This is a genomic window from Erythrobacter sp. JB1-4, assembly GCF_057365025.1.
Genome location: NZ_CP200292.1, coordinates 3384238 through 3395685 on the forward strand (window position 1 = coordinate 3384238; position 11448 = coordinate 3395685).

The window sequence follows — 11448 nt, forward strand, 5'->3', positions numbered from 1 at the left end:
GGATTTACTGAGGTTCGATCCGAATTGCTAGCGTCTAGATGTTTTGCACAAATCCGTTAGATTGGGCCGCTAGATTGGGCCCTAGATCACGTCTCAGCACGGCGTGCCAGAAACACTCGGATGGCCCGTTCCAGAACATCAACATAATCCTTGCGCCCCTCTTTGCTCGTCAACTTACGCAAATCAGCGTCATTCGTGACAAAACCGCTTTCAAAAAGCACTCCTGGAACATCGGGCGCACGAAGCACTGCAAGGCCCGCTGAACGATTGGCAAAGGGATGAAACTTAATCTTGCCCTGCCCCTCACGGAGGATCAATTCCAACATCTCATTGGCGTCCTCTTGTGTGCGCTGCTGAGATAGCTCGACCAGGATGTCGCTCACCTCGCTGTTGTCTGTCTCCACTTTGATCCCGTTGAGACGGTCAGCGGCATTTTCCCGCTCTGCAAACCGCGCCGCAGCCTCGCTCGATGCCTCGTTGGAAAGCGTGTAAACAGTCGCTCCAGAAACTTCGGATCTGTCCCCGGCAGAATCGACGTGAAGTGAAACAAACAGGTCCGCCTCTAATTGGCGGGCTATTTCTGGGCGGTAAGCCAAGGGAATTATCCGATCATCATCACGCGTCAAAGCCACCCGGATGCCGCCGCGCTCAAGCAAAAGATCACGCAGTTCCAGCGTGAGGTTTAACACGATGTCCTTTTCATAAACCTCAGTGCCATCAGAGCGACGTTTGACCTTCCCAGGGTCACGCCCGCCGTGTCCTGCATCAAGAACAACCAAGGGGCGAGTGGTGTCCTGCGGACCTTCAATTTGGGGAAGCGCAAACGCGGGCGCCTCGCTCGCCATGCTGAGCCGAACGACATAGTCACGGCCCCATTCAGGAACCGGTATCGTCATACCAAAAGCCTTCGCCCCGCCCAGCAGCACAGCCGGAACGCAAAGGATCAACAAAAGGAGCGTACGGACACTCATTACAGATACCGGATTAGAATGTTGCGCATGGATAGCGCAATAGTGTTGCGGGTAAGTTCCCACGATGCTACTTGTTGTTGATAAAGCGTAAAGGTTGGCCTTTTATGGTGAACGCTGGCTTATGAAACTCATAAGCACTTCGCTTTATCCGCAAGCTCGGTGTGCTGGGGATCGCCCCATTCGCAGCCGGCTTTACACAGGTTGATGCAGTGACGAGACGCTCCTCCTCGCAAACACACACCCAGCGCATCGGCGCTGGCGTTGTTGCGAGTCGCAGCGCGGGACAAACCCGCATCTCATCGCTAGCAGACACGTTCATGGCGCCACCCTCCACCATTGGAGATGTCGCCGTTCCTAACACCAGCGCGCACAGCAAAAGGCTGATACCATCACGCATGGGGCGCGCTGATTACCCCAACAATACACGCCTCTCTCGCAGCTTATTGGCGCGAGCGGCAGGCGTCTGGAGAAATACTAATGGCAACGCGCATGCTAATCGATGCGCGCCACTCGGAAGAAACCCGGGTGGCGGTCCTCAAAGGCAACCGGATTGAGGAATTTGATTTCGAATCTGCTGAACACAAGCAGATCAAAGGGAACATATATTTAGCCAAAGTCACGCGGGTCGAACCCTCGTTGCAAGCGGCATTTGTGGATTTTGGCGGCAATCGCCACGGCTTCCTCGCCTTTAACGAAATCCACCCAGACTATTACCAAATCCCTCAGGATGACCGCGAGAAACTCCTCGCCGAAGAAGCAGAGGCCGCTGAAGAAGAGGCGCGCCTGCGTGCTGAGGAAGAGGAAGAAGGCGTTACCCCCGGCGAAGAATATGACGCCGATGAGGAAAGCGCTGAAGGTCTAGCAGAGGACCTTGCCGAAGACGGTCTGGAAGAGATCGACACTTCCGATAAGGACAAGGTTTCCACCATCGAAGACGGCGCATCGGATGACGACGGCGATGACGATGATGAAGACAGCGACGACGAGGAAGAGGCCGAAGAGGCCTCTGACGAGTCCGAAGACGACGAAGGTTCTAGGCCCCGCCGTGGCCGCCGTGGTCGTGGTCGCCGTCGTCAAGGTGGGCGCGGCAACAAGAAAGGTGGCGGCCGCAGTCGCGCCAAAGAAGTCGACGAAGTGCGCGCCAAGCGTATGGCCCTTCGCCGCCGTTACAAAATCCAAGACGTTATTCAGCGCCGTCAGGTTCTGCTCGTACAAGTCGTCAAAGAAGAGCGCGGCAACAAGGGCGCAGCTCTCACCACTTATCTAAGCCTTGCTGGTCGCTACACCGTGCTCATGCCCAACAGCAGCCACGGTGGCGGGATTAGCCGCAAGATCAATTCTTCCAGCGACCGCAAACGTTTAAAGGAAGTCGTAAGCGGGCTTGAGCTTCCCAAATCCATGGGCCTCATCGTGCGCACAGCTGGCCTCTCGCGCACCAAGACCGAGATCAAGCGCGACTTTGATTATCTCGCAAGGCTGTGGGACGGGATTCGTCAGAACACGCTTTCTTCCACCGCGCCATCACTCATCCATTCGGATAGCGACCTAATCAAACGCGCGATCCGCGACATTTACAATCGTGAGATCGAAGAGGTGATCGTCGAAGGGGCCGAAGGGTACAAATCGGCCAAAGCCTTTATGAAGATGCTGATGCCCAGCCACGCGCGCCGGGTGAAAGCCTATTCAGACCCTGTGCCGCTGTTCCAACGCTACGGCGCTGAGGACCAGTTGAGGGCGATGTATGATCCGATGGTTCAGCTGAAATCCGGCGGCTATCTGATTATCAATCCAACCGAGGCTCTGGTCTCGATCGACATCAACTCGGGCCGCTCCACCAAAGAGCACGGCATTGAGCAAACCGCGCTCCACACCAACTTGGAAGCCGCGCGCGAGATCGCTCGTCAATTGCGTTTGCGCGATATGGCAGGCTTGGTCGTGATCGACTTTATCGACATGGAGTACAACTCCAACGTGCGTAAGGTCGAAAAGGCGATGAAAGAGGCGCTGAAGAACGACCGTGCGCGCATTCAGGTGGGCCGCATCTCTGGCTTTGGCCTCATGGAAATGAGCCGCCAGCGCCTGCGGACCGGCGTGCTTGAGGCCACCACCCGTGAATGCCCGCACTGCGATGGCACCGGCCTTGTTCGCACTGCGTCCTCTGCTGGCCTATCCGCTCTGCGTCTTATCGAAGACGAAGCAGCCAAGGGCAAAGGCACGATCATCAAGCTAGCCGCGAGCGCGGAAGCGGCGTTCTATCTGCTCAACGAAAAACGCGCTGAGCTGATGGAAATCGAGCAGCGTTACGGCGTGACCGTTGAGGTTGCTCCCGGCAGCGAAGACGAAGGCGCGAAGATGAGCGTTTCCAGCTCTGGCCCCCGCCCCGCCGAAGCGCCTAAGTTCGAGCCCATCGTTGATGAGGACGATGACGACGACATTCCAGTCGAAGATGACTTCGATGAGGACGACGACGATCAACCTCGCAAGAAAAAGCGCCGCCGCCGCCGTGGTGGCCGTGGCCGCAACAAAAAACGTCAGGATGAAGGTTCAGACGACGGTGATGAGGGTTCAGATGACGACGGGTCAGAGGGCAATGCCTCTGATGAGAATGCATCAGATGACACCCCTGAAGGCGATGAAAAGCCAAAGCGCCGCCGCCGCCGTGGTGGCCGTGGGCGCCGCCGCAAACAGGATGGCGACAGCGAGAACGCATCCGAGGAAACGGCTTCAGACAATGCAGATGACGCAGACGCAGCACCCGTAGCAGAGAGCGAAGAGGCGTCAGAGGGCAAGGCTGAAGAGCCCGTCGCCAAAGAAGCGCCAACCGAAGAGGTGCTGGCAGAAGAAGAGCCAAAACCCGAAAAGCCAAAGCGCAAACGAGCTCCTCGCAAGAAGAAGGTCGAAGAGCCCGCAGAAGAAAAGGCTGCAGAAAAGACTACAGAAAAGGCTGACGCAAAAGCTGCGGAAGAGGCACCAGCTCCGGAAGAGGAGGCTGAGGAAAAGCCCAAACCCAAGCGCAAACGCGCACCACGCAAGAAGAAGGTCGAGCCAGAGGCCGAGGCGGAAGCCCCCGAGTCAAAGGCTGCTGAGACAAAGGCTGCTGAGGCAGATGCTGCGCCAAAAGCGACAGCACCTGTTGCCGATGAAGCGCCTGTTGAGAATGCATCTGGTGATGATGCTGGTGCCCCTAAAAAGCGTGGGTGGTGGCAACGCACTTTCGGCGAGTGATCACTTTCTGACACGAAAAGGCCCGCCTTTGAGACACTCTCTTGAAGGCGGGCTTTTTGTTGGCCTAGACGCCCACTTTTCTGGCCTCGCCCCATTCATTCCACATGGCGAACTTAGGCGCTTTGGGCAGGTAGCCCTGTCCCAAAGGCGCAACCTCAAATCCCGCTCCCCGAAATGCCGCGCCAATGGGCCGCGTCAAATGGCATCCGCCTGCAAGACGCTTCCAAACAGGCTCAATGCGGTTCTGCCATTTGGCAACATCCTTATCAGGCGCACGGCCGTGCTCAAGGAATAGCGCTTTCCCGCCGGGGCGAAGAATACGGCGCATTTCAGACAGAACCGCGTCCGGATCCCGCACCGAGCAAAGCGTAAAAGTGCAAACGACGGTGTCGAAAGAGCTGCTCGCGAACGGGATGTTTTCGCCGATCCCTTGGCGGATATCGGCAGGCCAGCCTTTGGCCTCTGCCTCAGCCTTCGCGGCGTCCAAAAGCCCCCCATGTGGGTCGATCCCCGCATAGCTTTTGACGGCGTCAACATCATAAAACTGCTGATTAATCCCGCCACCGCAGCCAAGCTCAAACACATCGCCCTTTGCCAAAGGCACTACATGAGATCGCCGCTTCATCACCTGACCCGTGCTGCATGCGCAGCGGATAAGCCGCGGCATTACATGTGCATCGTACCAGTCTCCCAACCCCATCGCGCGCTCCTTATTGTGTCGCTTAGGGAAAGATACTGCGCGAAACGGTCCCGTTTGGCTAGGCCGCCTAGGGAGCGATCAGTTTCCCCGCGAAATCAAAAACCTTGCCGCTGTCTTCAGGGCTTGCGCGCACCATGACCTCAACGAGGTTTTGCGCCGCCTGCCGGGGGTCGGTAAGCTGACCATCGGGCAAGCCCTTCTGGAACGGTTTGGAGAGCCCTGTATCAACCGTTCCAGGGTGGAGACCCATCACAACGCCGTGTTTGTGCGTGCGGCCCATCTCATTTGCAAAGTTCTTGATCAGCATATTGAGCGCGGCTTTTGACGCACGGTACGAATGCCATCCGCCAAGCTGGTTGTCTGAAATCGAGCCTACGCGCGCACTTAACGCGGCGAACACAAACCGGTCACCGCGCGGCATCAATGGCAAGATATGCTTGGCAATAAGTGCAGGGCCGATCGTGTTGATCGCAAACACACGCGCCATCACATCCGGGTCAATCTTTCTGAGGGTCCGCTCCGGTCCCTCACCGCTCTCAAGTGTCAAAACACCGCTTGAGACAATCACCCACTCAGGAGGAGCGTTCCTCATAAGGTCGGCGGCGTTCTTGATGCTGGTTTCATCGCTTAGATCGAAGGCAAAGCGCGTTATACCGGGCTGCTCGCCTTCCACAGGTGAGCGGGAGCCTGCAAAGACGGTTTCACAGCCTTTTTCCCTGAGGTAATCGACCATCGCGCCGCCGATCCCTCCACTTGCCCCAAAAATCGCGGCGCTACGGGGAAACGCGGTTTCCCTCGCGGCTGTGTGTTTTCCTACATCGTCCATGGAAGTTATACTGACCCATGTTCAATTGCGTTCCCGAAAATAGCAGCTGGAGAAAAGTGTCACTTTACGGAAAATCCCAAGCTGCTGATTTTTCGTTGTTTGTAGGGGAAACTGTAGGAAACAAGGTGACACATGTGTCACTTTATCGGTTTATGTTGAACACGGCGCAAGACCCGTTTCATACCCAGAAACATCCGGTCTCTTGCCACACACAGCCAACGCGCTAGAGAAGAGATAACGCAAATAGGGATTGAGCGATCATGGCGACTTTTACGCTACCAAAGAACTCGAAAATCAAGGCCAAAGGTCAGGTGCACAAGGCCACTGGTGGTGGCCGCGTCAAGTCGTTCAAAATCTATCGCTATGATCCTGATACCGGCGAAAACCCACGGTATGACAAATTCGAAATCGACCTTGATGAATGCGGGCCCATGGTTTTGGACGCTTTGTTCAAGATCAAGAATGAGATTGACCCAACGCTGACCTTCCGCCGCTCGTGCCGTGAGGGGATTTGTGGGTCTTGCTCTATGAATTTGAACGGCAAGAACAGCCTAGCCTGCACCACCGCAATTGAAGATTTGAAGGGCGAAATTCGCATTACGCCTTTGCCGCATATGGATGTGATCAAGGACCTCGTGCCTGACTTCACCCATTTCTACGCGCAATACGCCTCGATCAAGCCGTGGCTGCAAACGGTCAGCACAACGCCTTCTGGTAAAGAGCGCCTGCAGAGCCCGAAAGAACGTGAAAAACTCGATGGGCTTTACGAGTGTATTTTGTGCGCATGTTGCTCAACTTCTTGCCCATCGTATTGGTGGAACTCGGACAAGTTCCTAGGCCCCGCTATTTTGCTACAGGCCTATCGCTGGCTTGCAGACAGCCGCGATGAAATGACCGGTGAGCGCTTGAATGAACTGGAAGATCCGTTCCGTCTTTATCGCTGTCACACCATCATGAACTGCGCAAACGTGTGTCCTAAAGGATTGTCGCCTGCCAAAGCGATTGCGGAAACCAAAAAGATGATGGCCGAACGCGCTATCTAAAACCGCTTTGATGACCACCGCTTCGCAATCAAAGCTCGAAGAGTATTTCGAAGATGGCCCCTGCCCTGATAATCCAGGTTGGCGTCAATGGAATATCAGGGACAAGACCATTTTCAATGGCGCGGTTATGGGGCATCTCATCACCCGCGTGGATGATGATGGGAAAGCGCGTTTGCGCATGTTTCCAGAGCGTAAGCATCAGAACTTGCAAGGGAATATGCATGGTGCGGTGACGCTTGCGCTGATTGACATTTCGATCTTCACAACGATGCATCTGATCGGTGGCGGCAACGCGGGGCCTTCTGTAACGCTCGAACTTTCAACACAGTTTGTTGGCGCAGGTGACCCGGCTCAGCCCTTGGATGCGGTGAATGAAATTGTGCGGGAAACTGGCAAGCTCATGTTTATTCGTGGACAAGTGGTTCAGGGCGACAACATCATTGCCTCGCACTCCGGGATCGTGCGCAAGATCGTTGCCAAACCTGCGCGAGCATGAAAACCACCCTTGCCCGCTACGAACAGCTCATCGCAAGCGGAGAGCTTAGGGCAGACCCTGATCAAAGGCGGGCGGCGCAACGGCTCGATCGTTTGCAAAAGGAATTGGAGGCCGAGAAACCTGGCGGACTGCTGGCTCAGCTCTTCCCAAAAAAGGCCCCGCGCGCGCAAGGCGTGTACATGTGGGGCGGTGTGGGCCGAGGCAAGTCCATGTTGATGGACCTTTTTCATGATAGCCTGACGATCAAAGAAAAGCGCCGCGTCCACTTCCACGCATTTATGCAGGAAGTGCACACCGAGATGCGCGAGGCGCGCAAATTCCACGAGGGCGATCCCATTCCGGTTGTCGCGGCCAAGCTTGCCGAAGATGTGCGGGTCCTTGCCTTTGATGAAATGGTGGTGACCAATTCTGCGGACGCCATGATCATGAGCCGCTTGTTCACGCAGCTGATCATGGAGCGCGACGTTACCATCGTCACAACCTCAAACCGTCCTCCGCAAGACCTCTACAAAGACGGGCTCAACCGAGAGCATTTCCTACCCTTCATCGATTTGATAGAGCATCAGCTTGATGTGATGGGATTAAACGGTCCTACCGATTACCGGCTTGACCGGATCGGCGATATGAAAAGCTGGTATTCGCCGCTTGGTAATGAGGCGACGGCTCAGGTGCGAGAAGTCTTCTTTCGCCTCACCGATTTTGACCCGGACGATGCCGCAAATGTTCCGTCCGGAGAATTGGCAGTCGGGTCAAAGCGAACAATGCACGTGCCAAAATCGCTAAAGGGTGTGGCCGTGTTCAGCTTCAAAAGGCTTTGCGCAGACGCCCGCGGAGCGCCCGATTATCTCGCGATTGCAAGGGAATACCACACGGTGATCATCGTGGGCATTCCGGAAATGAGCCCCGAATTGCGCAATGAGGCTGCACGATTTATGACGCTGATTGATGCTTTATACGAACATCGGGTGAAGTTGTTTGCGACCGCGGCAAATGCACCAGAAGGCTTGTATCAGTCTGGTGATGGGAGTTTTGAGTTTGAGCGCACCGTTAGCCGACTAAACGAGATGCAAAGCGATGAATATATGGCGCTTGGCCATGGAAGTGAAAATCAGCTGAGTTAGGAGATCAGATCAGGCTGCAGCAAGCCGATCCGCAATACGTCTTTGAGCCGTGACTAGACGGCTCATGACCTTCAAGTCGGTCTCTGATAGTTTAAGGGCGGTCTCAGCCCATAGCTCTGTGATTTCATTGAGCTCTTGCAGATCAATCGGCCATACTCGGTTGGTTGCTTTGCGAGCCCCGACAAGACCAGCATGCCGTCGTTCAGACTTTTTGATGAATTCACGCACCGCGCTCTCACCCTCGCCGGTTTCGACGAGCTGATGAACGATCCCAAGGTCAAACATCTCTTCGGCAGTATAGGTCTTGTTGGACAAGATGATCCGCTCAGCCATGGCTGTGCCGAGTTTGCGGGAAAGAAACGCGTGTGCACCCATACCTGGATAAAGGCCAAACATAATCTCTGGGAGACCAAATGTTGCATGGCGTTCAGCAATAATATGATCAAACGAAAGAAGTGCTTCGAAACCGCCACCAAGCGCTGCGCCCTGCACCAGTCCAATGGTCAAGATTGGAAGGTCGAGCGACCTGGCATTGCGCTCCAAAATGGCGCAACAGCGGTGCCCGTATCCAATAAGTCCGGCGCGATCTCTTGCGCGGATCAGCTTCTGAAAAAGCGCAAGGTCTCCGCCAAAGCAGAACACATCCCTCGAGCGACTACCGAGGATCAGATATCGCAGAGGGACTTTGTCTTCGCCAAACCCACTCGAGATCAGCTTTTGCCAGTTCTCAAAGTCGGAGAGCATGGTTGGGGTAAAGCTGGGCCGACCTTCTGGTCGCATATAGGACCACAATGCAGCAGCACGATCATCATAAAGAACATCGAGCTCGCTCAGTTCAAAAAGCCCTTCTGGAACGGCGCTGTTCACTAAGCTTTCGGCAAGCGCGTCATCGTCTCCTGTAAATAGGATTGGATTTCCAGCATTGCTGTCCATAGCACGAACCTTCCGGACTTGACCCAATAAGCTGGCCTTATAGCCTAGCTCGGCCGCAATCCCGTCTTAATCGCGACTTAAGCAAACTAGTCCGAATTCGTATTATTTTGCAAACACATATTTCGTGGTTCTAGACAGGCAAGAATAACGCTGTGACAAAATGGGACATCAAAGCACAAGACCATTACACAAGCGCTTGCAATCGGTGGACAATTTGGGCCCGTTATCCTTCAATACCCAGTTGCAAAAGCGACTTTTCAAGCATCAACAATTGCCACAAGCTGCGCGAGTTATCGCTTCGACCCGCTATATGAGCTTCGACCAAAGACCCTACGGCGTCTCTGTCGATCCAACCGGACTGGATCAAAATTGAATCCCGCGACATGGCTCTGATGTCGTTTGACAACGGCCCGCGCATCCATTGGGCAATGGGTGTTACGAAACCCTGCTTTGATCGATACAGCACATCGTCAGGCAGATACCGCTCCATACATTTCTTGAGGAGGTATTTACCGGTCGTGCCCTTGACGCGCATGCCCTCTGGCAAGCGCGCCGCGAATTCGACGAGGCGATGATCGAGCAAAGGCTCACGCGCCTCAAGACTTACAGCCATGCTGGTTCTATCAACTTTGGTGAGAATGTCGCCTGGAAGCCAGAAGGCAAGATCAGCGTATTGCGCACGGTCTAAGCCGCTGCGACCAGGAGCATTAGTCATGAGCGCGATCAGCTCATTCTCTGCTGTAAAACCGCCCAATCGTGACCGGAACTGGGGTGTGTAGAGTGATAAGCGCGTCTCGGGCGAAGTCACCGATAGACCTCGGGCGTAACCCGCCTCACCGCTTTCTGCCAGAGCAAGCAGGGTCGTCTTTGCCCTTAGCGGACGCGGAGCCCAATCGGCCTTGGGCCATACCCGCCCCAAGGTCCCAAAAATGGGTTCGCGAATTGAAGAGGGAAGCAGCGAGCGCACCCGTTCTTCGTTGTGATGGAACACCTGGCGGCGATACCCCGCGAACGCTTCATCGGCTCCATCGCCAGACAGCGCAACAGTGACCTTTTCACGGGCCAATTGGCAGACGCGCCAAGTGGGCAATGCCGAGGCATCTGCAAAGGGCTCATCAAACATCGCGGCAAGCGTATCGATTTGCGCAAAATCGTCTTGGCTGACGGTCCTTGCTTCATGGGATGTGGAAAACCGCTCCGCGATCTGCTGAGCATAGCTCGTCTCATCCAGCGCTTCGACATCAAAACCGATTGAGCAGGTGCGCACAGGCTGCGCACTTGCTTCACTCATCAGCGCGACCACGCTCGATGAATCGACACCGCCAGACAAAAACGCGCCCAATGGAACGTCCGACACCATACGCGATTGGACCGCTTCACGCAGCAGGTGAACAAGCTCTGCCGAAAGGTCAGCTTCCTTGCCTTGGCTGCGTTCGGCAAAACTGATGTCCCACCACCGCTTTGGTTCAGGCAAAGGCTTGCCTTGATCGAGCAAAAGGAAGTGCCCGGCCCCAAGCTTTGTTACGCCCTCAAGAATGGCGTGTGTATCAGGCACATACCCCCAGGTCATGTATGCTTCGAGCGCCTGAGGATTGATCCGTTTGCGCATCAACGGGTGCGCAAGAATACCCTTGAGCTCAGAGGCAAAGACGAGGCTTCCATCAGAGAGCCTGGACAAGAACAGAGGCTTTACCCCGAAACGATCGCGCGCCAAGAACAGTTGACGTTTATCAAGGTCATAAAGCGCAAACGCGAACATGCCATCGAGGCGATCTAAGCAGTCCGGGCCCCATCGTTGCCACGCCGCAAGGATGACTTCGGTATCTCCAGACGTCCGAAATTGAGCTCCCTCTAATTCAAGTTCTGCGCGCAATTGCCGGAAGTTGTAAATCTCACCATTAAACGCAATCACCGCTCTACCATCAGACGAATGCATCGGCTGAGGTGAGCCTTCGAGGTCGATAATGGACAATCGGCGGTGACCAAGGCCAACGCCCAGGTCGGTCCAAACCCCCGACCCATCAGGGCCACGGTGCACCATAGCATCGCACATGCGCTCGACCCGAATAGCATCGACCGGCTTTGGCGCCTCAGCGTGAAATATCCCAGCGATCCCGCACATCTTGGATCAAG

General features: G+C 55.3%; 9 protein-coding genes. 4 read left to right on the top strand and 5 right to left on the bottom strand.

Features of this window, described 5'->3' with window-relative positions:
* Nucleotides 1-86: 86 nt before the first annotated feature.
* Nucleotides 87-971, bottom strand: a complete 885-nt coding sequence (locus tag AC0V61_RS15890) for an N-acetylmuramoyl-L-alanine amidase family protein (protein ID WP_486159129.1) — start codon at nt 969-971, stop codon at nt 87-89.
* Nucleotides 972-1448: 477 nt separating this feature from the next.
* Between AC0V61_RS15890 and AC0V61_RS15895 the strand changes: the two genes are divergently transcribed.
* Nucleotides 1449-4196 carry an Rne/Rng family ribonuclease gene (locus AC0V61_RS15895; protein WP_486159131.1) on the top strand — a complete coding sequence of 916 codons (2748 nt, stop codon included), beginning with the start codon at nt 1449-1451 and terminating at the stop codon, nt 4194-4196.
* A gap of 64 nt (nt 4197-4260) precedes the next feature.
* Here the strand turns inward: AC0V61_RS15895 and AC0V61_RS15900 are convergent, their stop codons facing one another.
* On the bottom strand, nt 4261-4896 hold the full coding sequence (locus AC0V61_RS15900; RefSeq protein ID WP_486159133.1) for a class I SAM-dependent methyltransferase: 636 nt from the start codon (nt 4894-4896) through the stop codon (nt 4261-4263).
* Between the two features lie 67 nt (nt 4897-4963).
* Entirely contained in the window at nt 4964-5722 is a 759-nt protein-coding gene (locus AC0V61_RS15905; RefSeq protein WP_486159135.1) for an SDR family NAD(P)-dependent oxidoreductase, read from the bottom strand.
* Between the two features lie 260 nt (nt 5723-5982).
* Here AC0V61_RS15905 and AC0V61_RS15910 point away from each other — a divergent pair, with 260 nt between their 5' ends.
* Genes AC0V61_RS15910 through zapE form a run of 3 tightly spaced genes read left to right on the top strand, consistent with a single transcriptional unit; the run spans nt 5983 to nt 8382 of the window.
* Nucleotides 5983-6765, top strand: a complete 783-nt coding sequence (locus AC0V61_RS15910; protein ID WP_486159137.1) for a succinate dehydrogenase iron-sulfur subunit — start codon at nt 5983-5985, stop codon at nt 6763-6765.
* A 10-nt stretch (nt 6766-6775) separates the two neighbouring features.
* Nucleotides 6776-7261 carry a PaaI family thioesterase gene (locus tag AC0V61_RS15915; RefSeq protein ID WP_486159139.1) on the top strand — a complete coding sequence of 162 codons (486 nt, stop codon included), beginning with the start codon at nt 6776-6778 and terminating at the stop codon, nt 7259-7261.
* Entirely contained in the window at nt 7258-8382 is a 1125-nt protein-coding gene (gene zapE / locus AC0V61_RS15920) for a cell division protein ZapE (protein ID WP_486159141.1), read from the top strand. Before AC0V61_RS15915 ends, zapE begins: the two co-directional genes overlap by 4 nt.
* 9 nt (nt 8383-8391) lie before the next feature.
* Here zapE and AC0V61_RS15925 read toward each other — a convergent pair whose 3' ends face one another.
* Nucleotides 8392-9315: a crotonase/enoyl-CoA hydratase family protein gene (locus tag AC0V61_RS15925; protein ID WP_486159143.1), complete on the bottom strand. Its 924-nt coding sequence runs from the start codon at nt 9313-9315 to the stop codon at nt 8392-8394.
* Between the two features lie 223 nt (nt 9316-9538).
* Nucleotides 9539-11437: an XrtA/PEP-CTERM system amidotransferase gene (locus AC0V61_RS15930; RefSeq protein WP_486159144.1), complete on the bottom strand. Its 1899-nt coding sequence runs from the start codon at nt 11435-11437 to the stop codon at nt 9539-9541.
* Nucleotides 11438-11448: the final 11 nt, after the last annotated feature.